Genomic DNA, 20,022 nt, shown 5'->3' with positions numbered 1-20,022 from the left:
TTAATTTTAAATTAGTTATAGATTAAAGAAATGATTATTATTTGCTTTCTTAACCTTACAATATATATTATAACCATCTAACATTAAAATTAAATGAGAAAATCCTAATTTTTCTGAGAAATCTTGAAATTATTCAAAATTATCTCACAAATTATTTAATACTTAGATATACATTCATTTTAACACAACTTACAATTTAAAGAAATACTGTTATAATGAGAGATAAATAATATTTGAGAAAGTAGGCATCTAATATGGAAACATTATTTTCAGGCATTCAACCAAGCGGTATACCAACAATTGGTAACTATATAGGTGCATTAAAACAATTTGAAGAAATACAAAATGATTATGATTGTTTCTTCTGTATTGTTGATCAACATGCAATCACTGTACCTCAAGACCGTTTGAAATTACGAAAACAAATTAGACAACTCGCAGCAATATATCTAGCCTCAGGTATTGATCCTGACAAATCTACCCTATTCATTCAATCTGAAGTACCTGCACATGTTCAAGCAGGATGGATGCTCACTACAATAGCTTCAATTGGTGAATTAGAACGTATGACACAATTTAAAGATAAAGCTCAAAAACGAACTGATGGCGTCCCAGCTGGATTACTTACTTATCCACCATTAATGGCAGCTGATATAGTGATTTATAATACTAATATTGTTCCTGTTGGTGAAGATCAAAAACAACATATGGAATTGACACGTAATTTGGTAGATAGATTTAATAGTCGTTATAATGACGTATTAATTAAACCAAAAATTCGTATGCCAAAAGTGGGTGGTCGTGTGATGAGTTTACAAGACCCTACTAAAAAAATGAGTAAAAGTGATGATAATCAAAAGAACTTCATTTCATTATTAGACGAACCAAATGTAGCAGCTAAAAAAATTAAAAGTGCAGTCACTGATTCAGATGGTATTATTAAGTTTGACCGTGATAATAAACCAGGCGTTTCTAATTTACTTTCAATCTATTCTGGTTTAACTAACGAACCTATTAAAGAAATTGAAGCGAAATATGATGGTGAAGGTTACGGAAAATTCAAAGGTGATTTAGCAGAAATAGTTAAATCATTCCTAGTTGACTTCCAAGAAAAATACGACGCATTTTATAACTCTGATGAACTAGATGATATTTTAGATAAAGGTAGAGAAAAGGCACATCAAGCCTCATTTAAAACATTGAAAAAAATGGAAAAAGCTATGGGTCTTGGCCGTAAAAGATAATCGATTCACCATACGAAAAAGCACTGAGGTTGTCATTCCTCAGTGCTTTTTTATTATATTATTTTTTCTTTTTACCAGTTTCTCTATCAATCGATTTATCGATATACACATCTTTTAATGAATAATTTGGTCCAACTTTATGATAATAAAAGTTTTGAACCTGTGGGTTTATTAGATGTGCTTCTCCTTTTTGATAGATAGGCGCAACAGGGGCTTCTTTTAATAAAAGTTCTTCAGCTTGTTTCATTGCTAAATTTCTTTCATTAGGTTTCTGTAACAAGCTTCCTTTAGCTTGTTTTACTAGACTATCATATTTCTTGTTACCCCAATTAGTGTTATTTTGCGCATTACCTGTTTGCATAATTTCTAAATAAGCTGTTGGATCCGGATAATCAGCAGACCAACCGCCAAGTGAAGCTTGATAATTTTCTGTAAGTTCTAAATTAACACGTTGCTTAAACGGTAATTGTTTTATTTTTAATGTTACTCCAGGTAGATTTGATTCTACTTGAGATTTTATATATTCTGCAGATATCTTAGCATCAGGTGTATCTTCAGTATTCATTGAAAAAGTTACTTTCTTTTTTCCTAATTCTTTTTGTGCTTTTTCCCAATGTTCTTTAGCTGCTTTAGAATCAAAGTTTAGTGGTGATTTAATTTGATTTGTATAATCTTTTCCGTCTGGAGATTTAGCTACTCCTTTAGCAGTATAAGTAGAAGACGGTATCGAACCATTATTTTTTACTGAATCTACATATCCTTTTTTATTTATAGAATTGGCGATAGCAAGTCTTAAATTCTTATTTTTGAAATCTGGAAATTCTTTTTGATTCATCTTTATAAAAAATGTTCCTGAAGTTAAACGATACCTTAAACCTTTATTATGTTTATATTTATCTACCTGATCTGCAGTAATACTAGTATCATCAACTGATTTAGTGTCATAGAGTGAAGCGCCGGCTTGTTGGTCTTTTAATACTTTATAATTAACTTTATCTAATTTAACATTTTTTTGATCCCAATACTTTGTATTTTTAGTTAGACGAATTTTATCTTCTGGTTTCCACTCATCTACTTTGAATGGTCCATTATATACTGCTTTTTCTGCATTCGTTCCATATTTATTTCCATACCTCTTTGCTACTTTTTCATTTTGTGGAGCAAAAGTATTTAAGGCTAATAATTGATTAATATATGGAATAGGCTTTTCTAAATCTATTTTCAAAGTATATTTATCTATTGCTTTAATTCCTAAATCTTTAACCGGTTTTTTACCTGTATTTATTTTTTCTGCATTTTTTATATCATTCATGATATAAGCAAATTCTGATCCAGTTTTAGGATTAACTACTTTTCTCCAAGCGAATACAAAGTCATTTGCAGTTACTGGGTCACCGTTACTCCATTTTGCATTATCCCTTAATTTAATAGTTAATGTTTTTCCATTATTAGATTTTTTAGGAAATTCTTTTGCTACACCAAGTTTTGCTTTATCTCCTCTTCCCAATACATATAACCCTTCAAAAGCTTGTGCGGTTACTTCAAAAGATTTCTCTTCAGTAATTAGACCAGTATCTAATGAAGTTATATCTTGACTCAAAACTAATCTCATAACTTGACCTTCATCTGAATATAAACTTTTACTGTTACTGCAACCTGATAAGGTGCTTAATGAAATGATAAAAATTGCAATCAATGTTATCCATTTTCTCATACGTATCCCCCTCCCTTTGATTATCCAGCAGTATTAACTTGCTGTTTTAATTTTTCTGCTTCTTCTTCAGTTGTAAAGACAAAGTGTTCTGGTCGAATCTCGTGCAATCGTCTGTTTTGATCATCTGTTTTGTCTGCTTCATATGTAATACGTTTTCTTTGTCTTTCAACATCTGGATCAGGTTGAGGAATCGCTGATAACAATGATTTCGTATAGTCATGTAAAGGATGATTATATATATCATCTGCAGGTCCGAGTTCAACAATTTTTCCAAAATGCATCACAGCTATTCTGTCTGAAATATATTTAACCATTGATAAATCATGTGCAATAAATAAGAACGTAATCCCTTTTTCTCTTTGTAGTCGTAACATTATATTGACGACTTGTGCTTGTATGGAAACGTCTAATGCTGAAATCGGCTCATCAGCAATAATAAATTCTGGTTCTACTGCTAATGCTCGTGCTATACCAATACGTTGACGTTGTCCACCTGAAAATTCATGAGGATAACGGTTCGCATGTTCTTTACTTAAGCCTACTGTTTCTAATGCATCATATACACGCTTTTTACGATTTCGTTTATCAGTAGCTAAATGATGAATATCTATACCTTCTCCAACAATGTCCATGACTTTTAGACGTGGGTTTAAAGACGCATAGGGATCTTGAAAGATCATTTGAATCTTCTTATTGAATTTCAACATATCTTGGCGTTTACGAATATTATGTATATCCGTACCATCATAAATAATTTCTCCACTAGTAATATCATTTAATTTAATGATAGCTTTACCTGTAGTTGATTTACCACAACCTGATTCTCCAACTAAACCTAAAGTTTCACCTTTATAAATATCAAACGAAATATCTTCAATTGCTCTAACTTCGTTCTTTTTACCTTGGTTAAAATATTGCTTTAAATGTTTTACTTCTAATAATTTCGTTTTTTGTTTAATCATTAAACGCCACCCTCTCTACTTTGATGGGTTGTGCATAACGGTTAGGTAAAGTTTTTGAGCGTTTTTGAACCGCTAATGGTGGTTCAACTTTAGGCGCTCTTTCATCTAACAACCACGACTTAACAAAATGTGTAGGTGATACTTTAAACCATGGTGCTTCTTCTTTAAAATCAATATCTAATGCATACTGACTTCGTCTAGCAAATGCATCTCCAACTGGTGGATGTAATAAATCTGGTGGTGTCCCTGGAATCGCAATTAAATCTGTATCATTACTTGTTGTTAAATCCGGCATTGATGATAATAATCCCCAAGTATAAGGGTGTTTAGGACCATAGAAGATTTCATCAACATTACCTGTTTCAATCATTTGCCCACCATACATAACGGCTACTCTATCAGCAATATTTGCTACAACACCTAGATCATGTGTAATAAAAATAATTGAAGTATTAATTTTCTGTTGAAGTTCCTTCATCAAATCTAATATTTGCGCTTGCATTGTTACATCAAGTGCTGTCGTCGGTTCGTCAGCGATTAATACTTTGGGTTCACATGCCAGTGCTGTTGCGATAACAATTCTTTGTCTTTGACCACCTGAAAATTGATGTGGGTATGCTTTAAAACGCTTTTCAGCATTTGGCAATCCAACTAGATTTAAAATTTCTAATGCGCGTTGTTTAGCTTCAGATTTACTTAGATTTTTATGTTTAATTAATGGTTCCATAACTTGTTTGCCAATTTGCATCGTTGGGTTTAAAGAGGTCATTGGATCTTGGAATATCATTGAGATATCTCTACCGCGCAATTTGATTAATTCTTTTTCACTTTTATTTGCCAAATTTTCCCCTAAAAAGTTAATTTCTCCCTGTTTAATTCGACCAGCATCCCCTTGGAATAGCTTCGTGATTGCTTTAGTCGTAACGGATTTGCCAGAACCTGATTCTCCAACAATTGCCAATGTTTCCCCTTTATTCAGGTAAAAGTCTACACCTCGGACAGCTTGAACTTCACCTGCAGAAATATCAAACGAAACATGCAAGTCATTGACTTCTAAAATTCTCTCTGCCATATACATGCCCCTCCTTTATTTACGCATCTTCGGATCGAATGCATCACGTAATCCATCACTAAATAGATAGAAGAATAAAATTAATAAACTTAAAATGATTGCTGGTATAAATAATTCGTGCGGGTGAATTAATAACATTGCACGTCCATCATTGACGAGTGATCCTAATGATGTTTGTGGTGCTGGTACACCAATACCAATAAAGCTTAAAAACGCTTCGAAGAAAATAGCACTTGGTACAGTAAACATAGATGTAACAACAATTGCACCTAATGTATTAGGCAAAATATGTTTGAATATAAGTTTGAATTTAGATGCCCCTAAAGTTTGAGAAGCAAGTACAAACTCTTGGTTCTTTAATTTTAAGAATTCACCTCTAACAACACGACTCATACCTAACCAACCTGTGATGGACATCGCTAAAATAATAGTCCAAATCGAAGGTTCAAAGATCAATACAAAGAGAATAACGACGATTAGATTAGGAATCGACGCAATAACTTCTAGGATTCTTTGCATGACATTATCAATTCGACCACCAAAGAAGCCTGATATAGCACCATAAGTCACACCAATAAAGATATCTAATATTGCTGCAACAATACCAATGAATAATGAAATTTGTGTTCCTTTCCATGTTCTTGTCCACAAATCGCGACCTAATTGATCTGTCCCAAACCAATAATTTTCATTAGCATGTGCTTCTTTATAGGCATCTTTGCCATCTGTTCCCTTACCATCAAATGGTAAAAATGACACTTTATCTAATACTGGTATTTTCGCTGGTAAATTTCGATGTTCAACATTTTGTTCTGCATAATCTCTGTTATTCATTAGAGGTCCAATAAAGGCGAATAACACAATTAAAATCAGTCCAATCATACCAACAACAGCTAGTTTATTACTTTTTAATTGCGCCCACGCATCTTGCCAGAAGTTTTTACTTTCACGTTGTAACTCTGGCTCTTGATTTAAATCTAATTCTCTTAATACAAAATCCGTAGAAACTGCCCCTTCAGAGGTATGTGACATTGCTGCATTTGAGTAATCTTTATCCATTCTTTTATCTGTCATTACTTTTTACCTCCTTGAACACGAATTCTAGGATCGATAATGCCGTATAAGATATCTACGATAAAAATAGATACGATAAATAATGTACTAAATAAAATCGTTGTCGCCATGATGACTGAGAAATCGTTTGTAGTAATCGAACGTACGAATTGATCCCCTAATCCAGGTACTCCGAAGATATTCTCAATGGTAAGTGTCCCAGTTAAAATACCTGCTAACATCGGAACTAATATCGTAATGATGGGTATCAAAGCGTTTCTTAACGCATGACCGAATAATACTCTCATCGTTGAATTACCTTTTGCTCGTGCTAATAAAATATAATCTGAACTTAGTACTTCAATCATCTCAGCTCGTATGTATCGGGCAACTGTTGCTAATACTACTGCAGATAAAGCGAGTGAAGGTAACACTGCTGTAGAAAATCCTTCCCAACCTGCAACTGGGAACCATCTTAAACGTACTGCAAACACATATTGTAATAATACAGCTAATACGAAAGATGGTACTGACACTGCAACAACTGAAATCACAGTCGTCGTGTAATCCACCCATGTATTTTGTTTTGTAGCTGCAGCAATTCCTAAAATGAGTCCAACGATAATACCAATAATCATTGCCGTTAATCCCATTTCAAATGATGGTATTAATCTTGGCTTAATCAATTCCCAAACCGGTTGATTATGATATTGGAATGAATAACCAAAATCGCCTGTCACAACATTTTTTAGATAGTGTACGTACTGTACTGCGACAGGGTCATTCAACCCATATTTCTCATTTAATATCGCTTTTTGATCAGCATTTAATTTTGCATCATTGAATGGTGATCCTGGCATCATTTTCATCAAGAAAAATGTGATTGTAATAATGATGAATAATGATAAAAACATATAACCTAATCTTTTAAGGATGTATTTTCCCATCTAATCCCCCCATTTATTTTTCACAATTGACAATCCCTTCAAAATATTCAGAATACTTTATTAGTATTATATCTGTAACTTACATGTAAAATCAATATAGTTTTGCGTTAATGCAATAAAGCAAGCAATTTATAAAATAGAATTTTTTTGTTTTCAGAATAAGTTGATTCATGTAAACTAAAACCAATACGATACGGAGTGATGTTATTGAAATTAATTAAATCTTATCTCTATCCATTACTAATAACTCTATTCATTTCTTTTATTTTTTGGCTATGGACCAAACATACATGGGTCGAGTACATCAATGTCTTATTTTATGTTTCATTAGTGATTTTCATCATATTGTTTATTATTTTATTAGTTCAAGAAGGTATCTTCGATGTAACAAGCTATGGATTTAGACGTTTAAAATATCAACTTTCCTCTAATTCAAGAAAACGTAGTATGGAAGATGATAGCTTTTTAAATCCTCAACACGTCAAAAAAGAACACTACATGATTTCCTCATGGGTGTTCCCTAACCTGCTTATACATTTCGTTTTAGTTTTAATCACAATAATTATTTCATTCAATATGTAAAAAAGCGCAAGTGCGATGTAATTCACACTTGCGCTTTATATTTATTAATCTTCAAATTTTTTGAATATCAATACTGCATTATGTCCGCCGAATCCTAAACTATTACTCATTGCATGTGTAATGTCTAAGTCTTGCGCTTCATTCGGAACATAATCTATATCACATTCTGGGTCTGGTGTTTCAGCGTGAATCGTTGGTGCAATTTTAGAATCTCTAATTGAAAGTGCAGAGAAGATTGCCTCAATACCACCAGTAGCACCTAATAAATGACCAGTCATTGATTTAGTAGAACTTACTTTTAAATTATTGACTGCATCGCCAAATGTATTCTTAATGGCTTGTACTTCATATAAATCACCTACTGGTGTACTTGTACCGTGCGCATTTAAATATTGAATATCTTTTGCTTCAATACCTGCATCATCTAATGCAGCTTGCATTGCTCTAGAACCACCTTCACCTTCTGGTGCTGGTGCAGTAATATGATAAGCATCGCCTGTTGTACCGTACCCAACAATTTCAGCATAAATTTTGGCACCACGTGCTTTTGCAGATTCTAGTGATTCTACTACCACAATACCTGCACCTTCACCCATAACAAATCCATCTCTACCTTCTTGGAATGGACGACATGCCGTTTCTTTGTCATTATTTGTAGATAATGCACGACTTGCACTAAATCCTGCAATAGCCATATGAGAAATTGGTGCTTCAGTACCACCAGTAATCATTGCATCTGCATCACCACGTTGGATAATCTTAAATGCTTCACCAATTGAGTTAGTACCTGTTGCACATGCTGTAACAGTTGAACCACTTGGTCCTTTAGCACCTAAATCAATAGATACTTGGCCTGTAGCCATATCAGGAATTAACATTGGTACAAAGAATGGGCTGACACGTCTTGGTCCACGTTCTACCAATTGTGTATGCGCCGTTTCAAATGTTTCCATACCACCAATACCAGAACCAATCCACACACCAATACGGTTAGCATTAGCTTTGATATCTAATTGAGAATCTTTGACCGCTTCTCTAGCCGCTACAACAGCATATTGAGTAAATCTATCCATACGGCGTGCTTCTTTTTTATCGATGTGGTCTTCGATATTAAAATCTTTTAATTCACCAGCAAGATGCACATTATAATTTTCAGTATCAATTCGTGTGATAGTATCGATACCATTAACTCCTTTTAATGCATTCTGCCATGTTGTTTCAGCATCGTTACCGATTGGAGATAAGGCTCCGATACCTGTAATAACAACTCTATTATTTTCACTCATTAGTTATCCTCCTATTTTCCCCATTTGATAACGATTGCGCCCCAAGTCAGGCCTCCGCCGAAACCTACTAAGACAAGAGTATCGTCATCTTTAATTTTACCGTTTTCTAGCTCTTGATTGATACTTAATGGTATTGATGCAGCAGATGTATTGCCGTATTTATTTACAGATACGCTCATTTTTTCTGGTTCAATACCTAAGCGTAAACGAGCTGATTCCATAATTCTTATATTAGCTTGATGAGGAACAAATAAATCGATATCATCAGAAGTTAAACCTGCTTTTTCAACAACGCGTGTTGACGCATCGCCCATAATTCTAACTGCAAATTTAAATACTTCTCGTCCATTCATTTTTAATTTACCAGTTTCTTTATCTAAATATAAGTATTTGCCACCGCTTCCATCAGATCCCATTTCGTAACTAATAATACCACGACCTTCTGATACTTCGCCAATGACAACTGCGCCAGCACCGTCACCGAATAAAACTGCCGTAGATCGATCTGTTAAGTCAGTGATCTTAGATAATTTATCAGCACCGACAACTAAAATATTATGATAATCTCCAGATTGAATATATTGTTTAGCTGTAATCATTGAATACATAAATCCAGAACATGCTGCAAGTTGATCCATTGTAGGCACTTTACCTGTACCTAAACGTTCTTGTAATATATTCGCTACACTTGGAAATGGCATATCTCCAGTAGCTGTCGCCACAATAATCATATCTATATCTTCTGGTTGAATACCAGCATCTTTAATTGCTTTAACACTTGCTTCATAAGCTAAATCTGAAGTATCTTGATCTTCATTTGCCCAATGTCTTTCTTTGATTCCTGTCATTTTAGAAATCCATTCATCTGACGTTTCTAAAAATTGTTCAAAATAGGCATTGTCTACTATATTTTCTGGAGCATAAGCTCCGAAACCTTTAATACCCACATCCATGGTTGTACACCTTCTTAATAAATTTTTAATACCAGGTATTAATTTAACATATTACTGTTTTTAAACTCAAGCATATCACTTTTATTTATCATTTAAATGATAAACAAAATAAAGTACTGATTCTATTATGATAACCTATATTTGCATTTGTTTAATACAAATCAAATCATATCTCTGAAATTAATGATTATTTTAATAATGATATCATATATCGTTAATGTGATTATATATCTTACTACATTCTGATTCGCTCTATACAAACATGTATTTTTCTATTAAAATAAAGGTATATATTATATTGGAGGTCACATACAATGAAATACCTCATGACATTTATTTGGGCATTAGTCTTATTACAAATGGTCAATTTCGTATTGAATAGTTTAAATGGTGGCGGTGCGTTAAACGTCGTATCTCCAATCATCATGGCTGTTATCTTTACTGTAGCAGTTGCTATCTTAGCTGCTACAATAAGTCCAAAAAGTACGTCAGAACAATACGAATAATAAAAATTAAACAAATGGTCATCTCTTGTAATAGTCGAGACATTTGTTATTAATTACAAAAAATGCTGGTAGCGCACTTTAATATAGTCGCTACCAGCTTTGTTTTGTTTATCTTCCAATACAAACAAAACAACAGGCTAGAATTGCTCTTCTAGCCTGTTGTTCTTTATGAATTAACACGATTATTCTGGTTTAGTCACGTCAAATGTTAATTCGTTATCATTATTAAGATCTACATTTATTTTAGTACCTTCTGGTAAGTTTTCTTTAATCATCATACGAGCTAATGGTGTCTCAATTTGTCTTTGTACAAATCGTTTCAATGGACGTGCACCAAATTGAGGTTCATAAGCTTCTTCACCTAACCATTTTTTCGCTTCGTCAGTTACTTCAATGGAAATTCTTTGATCAACTAATCTCATATTCAATTGACCTAATATTTTATCGACAATCATACTCATATCGTTTACTGATAATGGTTTGAATAACACAATATCATCCATACGGTTTAAAATTTCAGGTTTGAAGTAAGCATGTAAACTATCCATGACTGCTTTTTCAGTTGATTCACTAATATCTCCTGTTTCTGAAACTTGTTCTAATAGTACTTGTGAACCGATATTACTAGTCATGATAATAATTGTATTTTTAAAGTCCACGCTTCTACCTTTAGAATCAGTCAATCGACCTTCATCTAATATTTGAAGTAATACGTTGAACACATCGCTATGTGCTTTCTCTACTTCATCAAGTAAGATAACTGAGTAAGGATTACGTCTTACTGCTTCAGTTAATTGACCACCTTCATCATGGCCTACATAGCCTGGAGGGGCACCAATTAATCTAGACACTGCATGTTTCTCCATGTACTCACTCATGTCAATGCGTATCATATGTTTTTCAGAGTCGAATAGTGATGCTGCTAATGATTTAGCTAATTCTGTTTTACCTACACCTGTAGGTCCTAAGAATAGGAAACTACCGATAGGTCTATTCGGATCTTTAATACCTGCTCTTGCACGTACAACTGCGTCTGATACTAAGTCTACAGCTTTATCTTGTCCAACCACACGTTTATGAAGAATGTCACCTAAGTGAAGTAATTTTTCTCTTTCTGTTTCAACTAATTTAGAAACTGGTATACCAGTCCATTGACTAACGATATCACCAATTTCTTCATCAGATACAATTTCACGAATCATTCTATCATTATCTTCGCCTTGTTCATCTTGGAAAACATCTTCTAATTCTTTTAATTCTTTTTCTAATTGAGGTATTTTACCATATTGTAATTCTGCTGCTTTTTCAAGATTATTATTAGTTTGTGCATCTTCTAATGCTTTTCTACTTTCATCTAATTCTGCTCGTTTTTCTTGTAGTTTCGCAATTTTTTCTTTTTCTTGTTCTACACGTGATTGTAATGACGCTTGTTTTTCTTTTTCATTTGAAAGTTCTTCTTGAAGTTCTTCTAAACGTTGTTTACTAGCATTGTCAGATTCATTTTTCAATGCACTTTCTTCAATTTCTAATTGCATTACACGTCGGTTCACTTGGTCTAATTCAGTCGGATTTGATCCCATTTCCGTACGAATCGTTGCACATGCTTGGTCAACCAAGTCAATAGCCTTATCTGGTAAGAATCTATCAGTAATATATCTGTCGGAAAGTTCTGCTGCTGCAACTAATGCACGGTCTTGAATACGTACACCATGATACACTTCATAGCGTTCTTTTAAACCACGTAGAATGGATATTGTGTCTTCTACATCTGGTTCACTGACACCCACTTTTTGGAAACGACGTTCTAAAGCTGAATCTTTTTCAATATATTCTCTATATTCATTTAATGTTGTAGCACCAATACAATGTAATTCACCACGTGCTAACATTGGTTTTAACATATTTCCTGCATCCATTGCGCCATCCGTTTTACCAGCGCCTACTAACATATGAATTTCATCTATAAATAATATAATTCTACCATCAGATTCCTTAACTTCTTTAAGTACTGCTTTTAAGCGCTCTTCGAATTCACCTCTAAATTTGGCACCTGCAACTAATGCACTTAAATCAAGTTCGAAAATGGTTTTATCTAATAATGATTCAGGTACGTCCTTTTTAACAATACGTTGTGCTAATCCTTCAACAATCGCCGTTTTACCAACACCTGGTTCACCAATCAATACAGGATTATTTTTTGTTTTACGACTTAATATACGTATTGTATTACGAATTTCTTCATCACGGCCAATGACCGGATCCATTTTACCTTGACATACTTCTTCTACTAAGTCACGTCCATATTTTTCTAATGCTTCATAATTTACTTCTGGGTTCTGACTAGTCACATGATTTCCCCCTCTTATTTTATTTATTATTTCTTTAACCACTTCAGTTTTATTACCTATAAAGTTTTGTGTAGTTTGATCAATATCCATTGCTGCACGAAGCACATGCTCCATTGAAATAAATTCATCATCATATTCGTTCATATATGTTTCAGATTTATTCATCAATTCATTCGCTTTTGCACTTATATATTGACCATACTGTACATTATCTCCTTGTACAGTTGGATAAGCTTTTAATTTATTATCATAAGCTTTTTCTAGTTCTTCTACATCAATATTTGCACGTTCTAGAACACTCTTAATTAAACTTTCACTTTCATTTAATGTCGCTTTTAAAATTGCTTCAATTTCGATATTTTGTAATTCAAATTCTTTACTATACTCAATGGCTCTTTGTAATGAACCTTGTATAGCATATGTCATTTTATTGATATCCAATTGTATTCACCTCTATCATTTTAGAGTCGGTCAAAGGTAAAAAATTTTCGATTTGACTTTGACTTTCTTTGACCTTAACTACATTATAGTCCCCTTCTAATAAATTATCAACAACTTAAGCTTGTTTTTTGTAATATTTTTTAGGTTTATTTTTAATATCAAATGTGATGAATCAAACCTTTTATTATTCTATTTCCCAATAATTCAAACAACAAACAAAGTATTAATAACTTCATTTAACCGCATCAAACGGTTTTGTTAAATGATACAAAATAACCCGAGATATCTAGTATCTCGGGTTTTTATTATGAATTTATTCACCATTCAATATATTTTAGTAAAATCATACACGTATGATTAGTTTGATTTATTAATTTGTTGGATGATTATTTCTTTTTAATCTTACTTAAAATTTCATTTGTTAAGGCTTCTACACCACTATGTTCTAAATGTATGCCATCTGGCGCAAAGTACTCTGTATGTCCTTCTGACCTTTTGTACCAATCGATTAATGTTACATTACTTTTTTCATTAGCTGCATCTGCCATAAGTTTATTGACATGATCCTCATAACCTCTTGGCACTCTGGTATTGACTAAATATACTTGCGCATCTCCAAATTTATTAATTAAATCATCAAGTTGCTTTTTATTAAAATCTCCATTAGTACCTAATTCTAAAATAACTTGGTCTGATTTTTTATTGTATTGTTTATAATTGGCTTCAACTAGTGGAATTGCTTGGTATAAGTTACGACCAACCTTACCATCAATTTTAGCTTTAGGTACTCTATCTTTAAAGTTTTCACCTATATCTACCATTACCGAATCTCCGATTAGCAATGGACTAATATCAGTATAAACATCTGTATCTCTATTACTTTTTTGGCCAATTTTATCTATTGGAATCATTCTTATTAAATATTTATTTTCTAAATCAGTATTGAATGAATTGGATTTTTGATCGATTTTATCTTTACCTAAACCATCAAAGGCACCACCCATAATAAATGCAAACGGAATGATGCATATTATAATTGCAATTGTTCTTATAAGCGCAGGTTTGTATTTACGTTTCAATGTGAATGCCTTTAAACCTTCTTTTCTAAATGGTGTTTCGATATATCTATATGAAGCTTCAGCGCATAACACTGTTAAAATAATATCCACAATGTAAACATAAAACGGAATTTGACCAGCAATAAAATGACTATGTACAAAACTTATAATAGGGAAATGCCATAAATATAAACTATATGAACGTTTACCGATATAAACAAACAATGGATTGCCTAATAACTTTGATACTAGTGTAGATGGATGAACAACACTTGCTATAATCAACAAAGTCATAGTAGAAATAATATAAAAACCGCCATCATATATCCAGTCGCTTTCATCTTGAACTGTAAAGAACAGCAAGATCAAAAAGGCCAGTCCAATGAATCCCACGCCATCAATTGCTCGTTGTAAAACTTTAGGTGGTTCGGCTTTAAGTTTAAATGGCGGCCATAAGAAAGCTAAAATCACACCTAATAATAATGTTTGGAGTCTCGTATCAGTTCCAAAATACACTCTTGAATGATTAAGATGAGGTTGTGAAATCACAATCATTAGCATGAGTGATAATAATGAAATAATCCAAAAAATCAATGTAATATTTCGATATTTCTTTATAGTTAGCAATAGTGTAATTAAAACAACAGGGAAAAATAAATAAAATTGTTCCTCTATCGCTAACGACCATAGATGTTTTAATGGCATAAACGAGAACTGTTCAAAGTAGTTGACATCTTTAGCTATATACCACCAATTTGAAACATAGAATATAGCTGCTATAATATCATGTTTCACTCTAACTATATCTTCAGATTTGAATAGTAAAGTTGCTATTCCTACTACTAAAAGTAACGCTAATACTGCTGGTACCAGTCGTTTTAAACGACGTAACCAGAAATTCTTTAAATTAATAATGCCAGTTTCTTCATACTCTTTTAATAATAAACTTGTTATTAGATAACCTGAAATAACAAAAAATGTGTCAACGCCCAAAAAGCCGCCTGTCAACCATTGCTTGTTTAGATGGTAAATGATAATACCGATAACGGCTATCGCTCTTAATCCATCCAAACCAGGCATATATCTTAATCGCTTACCCCTAGTTTTAGTTCTTTTATATTCTTTTTCCATATTTCACTTTCTTCCCCATAGAATCATTTCGAATTTCGTTTAAGACATCTTACTAATTAATATGATTAATCAATACATCAATGTCATTCGAGTCTTAAGTTAAAAGAGATATGTATGTCTTATAAAATGTCTAAATCATCATTTTCAAAACAGATTAACTTTAATAGTCAGTAGAGTTGGACTAAGGTTACTCTACTGACAATTTATTCACAACTTAAATTTATTGTGTTCTAGTTACAATCAGTCTTAAATATTGTAATACAACCGTAATATAAATTCAATTTAAATACTAAATGAATACTATATTTTTATTGACGATTTGTTTTTCTGATAATTTTCCAAAGAATTTTTTTATATTTAGGAATAATACGTCAGAGTTTGACTTATATATGCATGGTCATACGCTTCAAAAATAAAAAAGAATGGCACATAGTATCCTATACACAATTCGTGCATTAAACTACATGACCATTCTTATTCTTTGTCATAAAGATTATCCAACGCCTAGTGCAATTTTTGCGTATCTAGACATCATGTCTTTATTCCATGGTGGACTCCATACAATGTTTACTTCAGTATCTTGAATTTCTGGAATCTCTGCTAAAACAGTTTTAATTTGTTCGATAATTTGCGGTCCTAAAGGACAACCCATAGAAGTTAATGTCATCTCAACAGTACAAAGTCCTTCATCATCCACATCAACTTTATATACTAAACCTAAATTAACAATATCAATGCCTAATTCAGGGTCGATTACCATTTCTAGAGCCCCTAGGATACTATCTTTTAACGCCTCTTCCATTAGTATCACCTCTCTATATTTATCTTTATACTAATATATCAAATATCCGACAAAACGCCAATAAAATGCTATGATACTACTACAATATATTACAACGACATAAGGAGATAGTTATGCAACCTTATTTAATTTGCTTAGACTTAGATGGAACTTTACTAAATGATAATAAAGAAATTTCTAATTATACGAAACAAGTGTTAACTGAATTACAACAACGCGGTCACTCCATTATGATAGCAACTGGACGCCCATACCGAGCGAGCCAAATTTATTATCATGAGTTAAATATGGATACACCAGTTGTGAACTTTAATGGTGCCTATGTACATCACCCTAAATCTGATGAATTCAAAACAATACATGAAGTATTAGACATTGATATGTCAAAAAATATCATCGAAAAGTTACAACAATTTCAAGTGACTAATATCATTGCAGAAGTTAAAGATTATGTTTTTATCAATAATCATGATCCTCGTTTGTTTGAAGGTTTCTCTATGGGGAATCCTAGAATCCAAACTGGTAACTTACTTGAACAACTTAATGAAGCACCTACATCACTGTTAGTAGAAGCTGAAGAAAGTAAAATCCCAGAAATAAAAGATAAATTGACTCATTTTTATGCTGAAAATATAGAACATCGTCGTTGGGGCGCACCTTTCCCAGTGATAGAAATCGTTAAACGTGGTATTAATAAAGCGCGTGGTATTGAACAAGTCAGACAGTTTTTAAATATTGATCCACAACATATTATTGCTTTCGGTGACGAAGATAATGATATTGAAATGATTAAATATGCACAACATGGTATTGCTATGGATAATGGTTTACAAGAACTAAAGGATATAGCTGATGAAACTACATTTAGTAACAACAATGATGGTATTGGTAGATATTTAAATGACTTCTTTAATTTAAATATCCGATATTATTCATAGATCAGGATGTTAAATCAATCTGAGAAGGTCACATAGTCCTATCTCAGAATTTTTATGATATAGGGAGGTTGTCAAATGAGTAAAATTGTTGTAGTAGGTGCTGTTGCAGGTGGTGCAACTTGTGCAAGCCAAATTAGACGTTTAGATCAAAGTAGTGAGATTACTGTATTTGAAAAAGATAGAGATATGAGCTTTGCAAATTGTGCTTTACCATATTATTTAAGCGATACAATCACTGAAAGAGAAAAAGTTTTAGCGTATACACCTGAAGCCTTTTATGACAAAAAGCATATTAATGTAAAAACATATCATGAAGTCATAGCTATTAATGATACGCGTCAAACTGTTACTGTAAAAAATAGAACAACTGACGAAACATTTGAAGAACCTTATGATTATTTAATACTTAGTCCTGGTTGCAGTGCCAATCGACTTAACTTTAATACTGACATGGCCTTTACTTTAAGGAATTTAGAAGATACTGATGCAATTAATGAATATATTGATACTCATGACGTTCATAAAGCACTTATTGTAGGTGCCGGTTATATTTCGCTTGAAGTGCTTGAAAATTTATATCAACGTGGGTTAGATATCACACTTATTCATCGCTCCGAACAAGTCAATAAATTAATGGATCAAGATATGAATCAACCTATCTTTGATGAACTAGAAGAAAAACATATTGAGTATCGTTTAAATGAAGAAATCACTGATATCAATGGTCATGACGTTTCATTCAAATCTGGTAAAAAAGAACAATTTGATATCATCATTGAAGGTATCGGTACAAAACCTAATTCTGAATTTATTAAGTCATCTAATATCCAAATTGATGACAAGGGCTTTATACCGGTTAATGATTATTTCCAAACTAATATTCATAATATCTATGCATTAGGCGATGTCATCACATCCCATTACAGACACGTGAACTTAAAAGCTAATGTACCTCTCGCTTGGGGCGCTCATCGTGCTGCCAGTGTAATCGCAGAACAACTTGTTGGAAAAAGCAATATTAAATTTAAAGGATATCTTGGCGCAAATATTGTAAAATTCTTTAATTATACATTTGCTAGTGTTGGCGTCAAACCTGATGAGTTATCTCACTTTAATTATAAAATGGTTGAAACGAATCAAGGTGCACATGCAGGTTATTACCCAGGTAATACACCCGTACATTTAAGAGTTTATTATGATGAAGATACAAGAGTAATCATACGTGCAGCTGCAGTTGGTCAAGAAGGCGTAGATAAACGAATTGATGTTTTATCAATGGCGATGCAAAATAATATGACAGTTGATGAATTAACAGAATTCGAAGTTGCCTACGCTCCACCATATAGTCATCCCAAAGATTTAATCAATATGATTGGTTACAAAGCACAATAAATAAAGTAAAAGAGGTCGAGACAAAAGCCCAAAAACTTTATGTCTCAACCTCCTATATTTTACATAAACATGGTTTATGACTTATTATCATAAACCGAACATCTTACTGATTGGTCCCCATGGAAGAATAATACCGATTGCGATAGTTACGATAATTAATGCAATCGTCATCCAGAATAATTTATCACTATTTTCATGTTTCTTTCTCTTAGCAATTGAAACTTCCATCAATGCTAATACGCCTAAGCCACAAAGCATTTTCAATGTAAGTAACATATGATTGCCACCTTCACCTTGGCTTGCTGCTGCGAATTCTTTAATTAATTCCCAGAATCCAGAAATAAGCGCCAATACCATAAATAATCTTAGCAACATTTGTAAAGGTTTAAAATATGGTGATGCTCCTTGTACTTTTGAAATATTTAAGTATGTTGCAAAAAATAAAATGATTGCTAATACCCAACTTAAAATATGAACATGTAACAAGACAATGTCCCCCCACTAATTTATTTACTTTAATTATCATAACATAAAAGTAGTAGCTATCATTGAAGTTTAATACCTTCAAGATAGCTACTTTGTTATTTAACATTATACAATTCCATCAATTATTTTGAAATATATGTTGTTAAAGTACCGATATTATCAATTGTTACTTTTACTTCGTCGCCTGGTTGTAAAAATTGAGGTGGTTGCATACCTGCACCCACTCCAGCTGGTGTACCAGTAGCAATAATGTCTCCTGGATGTAAAGCAACGTATTTAGAAATTTCTTCAATTAACTCGTCAATTTTTAAAATCATTTCACCAGAATTACCATCTTGACGGATTTCATTATTAACTTTAGTTACAATGTTAACATTTTCAGGAGTAGGAAGTTCATCCTTCGTAACGATATATGGTCCCATTGGGCAACCGCCAGTTAAACTTTTAGATAAAAATGCTTGGTCATGATTATTTTGTGCATTACGGTCTGTAATATCATTAATAATTGTATAACCATAAACATAGTCTAATGCTAGCGCTTTAGGGATTTTTTCTCCAGACTTACCAATGACAATACCTAATTCACCTTCATAGTCTAATTGATCTGTAATATCTTTATGATTAGGAATTGTGGCACTATCACCTGTTAATGATGACGCAGCTTTAGTAAATACGTATAAACGTTGTACTTCATGGTTCAATTCACTCGCATGGTCTTCATAGTTACGACCGAAAGCAATAACGTTATTCGGTGGTGTAACTGGAGGTAAAAACTCAATATCATTAAATGAAATTTTATAATCTTCAGCTTTACCGCTATCTTCTGCAGCAACAACTGCTTTACGTACTTGTTCTTGGAAATCTAACGTTTGGTTTTGTTGTAACCCTGCTAATAATGTTTTTGGATGAAAATCACTTTCCGCAAAATCAGCAAATACTAATGTTAAATCCCAAACAGCATCTTCACGTTTAACTTTAACACCGTATGAAGTTCTGTCATTATGCTTGAATGATAAAAATTTCATTCATAATCAACTCCTCATCTATATCTTAATACATATTATAACTATAATGACCACGAAATAACAAATATATAAGTAAGAAAAT

At 32.7% G+C, this 20,022-nt stretch carries 17 protein-coding genes; 5 read left to right on the top strand and 12 right to left on the bottom strand.

Translation table 11 applies throughout. The features are described from left to right. Positions 1 to 254 precede the first annotated feature (254 nt). On the top strand, positions 255 to 1,244 hold the full coding sequence (trpS, locus tag ACJQQZ_RS01970) for a tryptophan--tRNA ligase (RefSeq protein WP_408023022.1): 990 nt from the start codon (positions 255 to 257) through the stop codon (positions 1,242 to 1,244). Positions 1,245 to 1,302: 58 nt separating this feature from the next. On the opposite strand, the gene ACJQQZ_RS01965 is transcribed toward trpS, so the two are convergent. From ACJQQZ_RS01965 to opp3b, 5 genes are read right to left on the bottom strand one after another with little or no spacing between them, the layout of a single operon-like run. Continuing rightward, positions 1,303 to 2,958 carry a peptide ABC transporter substrate-binding protein gene (locus ACJQQZ_RS01965; protein WP_408023021.1) on the bottom strand — a complete coding sequence of 552 codons (1,656 nt, stop codon included), beginning with the start codon at positions 2,956 to 2,958 and terminating at the stop codon, positions 1,303 to 1,305. A 20-nt stretch (positions 2,959 to 2,978) separates the two neighbouring features. Continuing rightward, positions 2,979 to 3,920 carry an ABC transporter ATP-binding protein gene (locus tag ACJQQZ_RS01960; protein WP_145505900.1) on the bottom strand — a complete coding sequence of 314 codons (942 nt, stop codon included), beginning with the start codon at positions 3,918 to 3,920 and terminating at the stop codon, positions 2,979 to 2,981. Continuing rightward, positions 3,913 to 4,992: an ABC transporter ATP-binding protein gene (locus ACJQQZ_RS01955; protein ID WP_107532372.1), complete on the bottom strand. Its 1,080-nt coding sequence runs from the start codon at positions 4,990 to 4,992 to the stop codon at positions 3,913 to 3,915. The genes ACJQQZ_RS01960 and ACJQQZ_RS01955 overlap by 8 nt, the downstream gene beginning before the upstream one ends. A 15-nt stretch (positions 4,993 to 5,007) precedes the next feature. Next, positions 5,008 to 6,066 (bottom strand): oligopeptide ABC transporter permease, encoded by a 1,059-nt coding sequence (opp3C, locus tag ACJQQZ_RS01950; protein ID WP_075778086.1) that lies wholly within the window; start codon positions 6,064 to 6,066, stop codon positions 5,008 to 5,010. Then, the gene (opp3b, locus tag ACJQQZ_RS01945; RefSeq protein WP_002450781.1) at positions 6,066 to 6,992 is read right to left on the bottom strand and encodes an oligopeptide ABC transporter permease; all 927 of its coding nucleotides are present in this window, start codon (positions 6,990 to 6,992) and stop codon (positions 6,066 to 6,068) included. Before opp3b ends, opp3C begins: the two co-directional genes overlap by 1 nt. A gap of 201 nt (positions 6,993 to 7,193) precedes the next feature. Here opp3b and ACJQQZ_RS01940 point away from each other — a divergent pair, with 201 nt between their 5' ends. Further along, a complete protein-coding gene (locus tag ACJQQZ_RS01940; protein ID WP_261369356.1) occupies positions 7,194 to 7,574 on the top strand; it encodes a DUF3899 domain-containing protein in 381 nt (126 codons plus the stop codon). 44 nt (positions 7,575 to 7,618) lie between these two features. Here the strand turns inward: ACJQQZ_RS01940 and fabF are convergent, their stop codons facing one another. Continuing rightward, on the bottom strand, positions 7,619 to 8,860 hold the full coding sequence (gene fabF / locus ACJQQZ_RS01935) for a beta-ketoacyl-ACP synthase II (protein ID WP_002450783.1): 1,242 nt from the start codon (positions 8,858 to 8,860) through the stop codon (positions 7,619 to 7,621). Positions 8,861 to 8,871: 11 nt separating this feature from the next. Then, positions 8,872 to 9,813, bottom strand: coding sequence for a beta-ketoacyl-ACP synthase III (locus ACJQQZ_RS01930; protein ID WP_002450784.1), 942 nt, complete (start codon positions 9,811 to 9,813; stop codon positions 8,872 to 8,874). Positions 9,814 to 10,127: 314 nt separating this feature from the next. Here ACJQQZ_RS01930 and ACJQQZ_RS01925 point away from each other — a divergent pair, with 314 nt between their 5' ends. Further along, complete coding sequence (locus ACJQQZ_RS01925) at positions 10,128 to 10,319, top strand: YjzD family protein (protein ID WP_002450785.1); 192 nt, start codon at positions 10,128 to 10,130, stop codon at positions 10,317 to 10,319. 182 nt (positions 10,320 to 10,501) lie between these two features. On the opposite strand, the gene clpB is transcribed toward ACJQQZ_RS01925, so the two are convergent. The 3 genes from clpB to ACJQQZ_RS01910 all read right to left on the bottom strand — a co-directional run bounded on the left by clpB (position 10,502) and on the right by ACJQQZ_RS01910 (position 16,099). Next, positions 10,502 to 13,108, bottom strand: coding sequence for an ATP-dependent chaperone ClpB (gene clpB / locus ACJQQZ_RS01920; protein ID WP_145505894.1), 2,607 nt, complete (start codon positions 13,106 to 13,108; stop codon positions 10,502 to 10,504). Between the two features lie 386 nt (positions 13,109 to 13,494). Further along, a complete protein-coding gene (locus ACJQQZ_RS01915; protein WP_145505891.1) occupies positions 13,495 to 15,297 on the bottom strand; it encodes an acyltransferase family protein in 1,803 nt (600 codons plus the stop codon). A 493-nt stretch (positions 15,298 to 15,790) separates the two neighbouring features. Next, on the bottom strand, positions 15,791 to 16,099 hold the full coding sequence (locus ACJQQZ_RS01910) for a metal-sulfur cluster assembly factor (protein ID WP_002450788.1): 309 nt from the start codon (positions 16,097 to 16,099) through the stop codon (positions 15,791 to 15,793). A gap of 113 nt (positions 16,100 to 16,212) precedes the next feature. On the opposite strand from ACJQQZ_RS01910, the gene ACJQQZ_RS01905 reads away from it, so the two are divergent. Both ACJQQZ_RS01905 and ACJQQZ_RS01900 read left to right on the top strand, forming a co-directional pair. After that, the gene (locus tag ACJQQZ_RS01905; RefSeq protein WP_293754843.1) at positions 16,213 to 17,037 is read left to right on the top strand and encodes a Cof-type HAD-IIB family hydrolase; all 825 of its coding nucleotides are present in this window, start codon (positions 16,213 to 16,215) and stop codon (positions 17,035 to 17,037) included. A 75-nt stretch (positions 17,038 to 17,112) separates the two neighbouring features. Continuing rightward, on the top strand, positions 17,113 to 18,429 hold the full coding sequence (locus ACJQQZ_RS01900) for a CoA-disulfide reductase (protein ID WP_145505885.1): 1,317 nt from the start codon (positions 17,113 to 17,115) through the stop codon (positions 18,427 to 18,429). An 87-nt stretch (positions 18,430 to 18,516) separates the two neighbouring features. Here the strand turns inward: ACJQQZ_RS01900 and ACJQQZ_RS01895 are convergent, their stop codons facing one another. After that, a complete protein-coding gene (locus ACJQQZ_RS01895) occupies positions 18,517 to 18,915 on the bottom strand; it encodes a YisL family protein (RefSeq protein WP_145505882.1) in 399 nt (132 codons plus the stop codon). A 122-nt stretch (positions 18,916 to 19,037) separates the two neighbouring features. After that, positions 19,038 to 19,940, bottom strand: coding sequence for a fumarylacetoacetate hydrolase family protein (locus ACJQQZ_RS01890; protein WP_002450792.1), 903 nt, complete (start codon positions 19,938 to 19,940; stop codon positions 19,038 to 19,040). Positions 19,941 to 20,022: the final 82 nt, after the last annotated feature.

It is taken from the genome of Staphylococcus sp. KUGN1 (assembly GCF_045984185.1).
Classification (GTDB): domain Bacteria; phylum Bacillota; class Bacilli; order Staphylococcales; family Staphylococcaceae; genus Staphylococcus; species Staphylococcus warneri_A.
The sequence above is the reverse complement of the archived record's forward strand: the minus strand, read 5'-3'. Positions and strand labels throughout refer to the sequence as shown.

Coding starts and splice junctions, on each gene's coding strand:
- ACJQQZ_RS01910 (WP_002450788.1), bottom strand. CDS start 16,099: ATGGAAGAGGCGTTAAAAGATAGTATCCTAGGGGCTCTAGAAATGGTA.
- trpS (WP_408023022.1), top strand. CDS start 255: ATGGAAACATTATTTTCAGGCATTCAACCAAGCGGTATACCAACAATT.
- ACJQQZ_RS01940 (WP_261369356.1), top strand. CDS start 7,194: ATGTTATTGAAATTAATTAAATCTTATCTCTATCCATTACTAATAACT.
- fabF (WP_002450783.1), bottom strand. CDS start 8,860: ATGAGTGAAAATAATAGAGTTGTTATTACAGGTATCGGAGCCTTATCT.
- ACJQQZ_RS01925 (WP_002450785.1), top strand. CDS start 10,128: ATGAAATACCTCATGACATTTATTTGGGCATTAGTCTTATTACAAATG.
- ACJQQZ_RS01915 (WP_145505891.1), bottom strand. CDS start 15,297: ATGGAAAAAGAATATAAAAGAACTAAAACTAGGGGTAAGCGATTAAGA.
- ACJQQZ_RS01965 (WP_408023021.1), bottom strand. CDS start 2,958: ATGAGAAAATGGATAACATTGATTGCAATTTTTATCATTTCATTAAGC.
- ACJQQZ_RS01960 (WP_145505900.1), bottom strand. CDS start 3,920: ATGATTAAACAAAAAACGAAATTATTAGAAGTAAAACATTTAAAGCAA.
- ACJQQZ_RS01900 (WP_145505885.1), top strand. CDS start 17,113: ATGAGTAAAATTGTTGTAGTAGGTGCTGTTGCAGGTGGTGCAACTTGT.
- opp3b (WP_002450781.1), bottom strand. CDS start 6,992: ATGGGAAAATACATCCTTAAAAGATTAGGTTATATGTTTTTATCATTA.
- ACJQQZ_RS01905 (WP_293754843.1), top strand. CDS start 16,213: ATGCAACCTTATTTAATTTGCTTAGACTTAGATGGAACTTTACTAAAT.
- ACJQQZ_RS01890 (WP_002450792.1), bottom strand. CDS start 19,940: ATGAAATTTTTATCATTCAAGCATAATGACAGAACTTCATACGGTGTT.
- ACJQQZ_RS01930 (WP_002450784.1), bottom strand. CDS start 9,813: ATGGATGTGGGTATTAAAGGTTTCGGAGCTTATGCTCCAGAAAATATA.
- opp3C (WP_075778086.1), bottom strand. CDS start 6,066: ATGACAGATAAAAGAATGGATAAAGATTACTCAAATGCAGCAATGTCA.
- ACJQQZ_RS01955 (WP_107532372.1), bottom strand. CDS start 4,992: ATGGCAGAGAGAATTTTAGAAGTCAATGACTTGCATGTTTCGTTTGAT.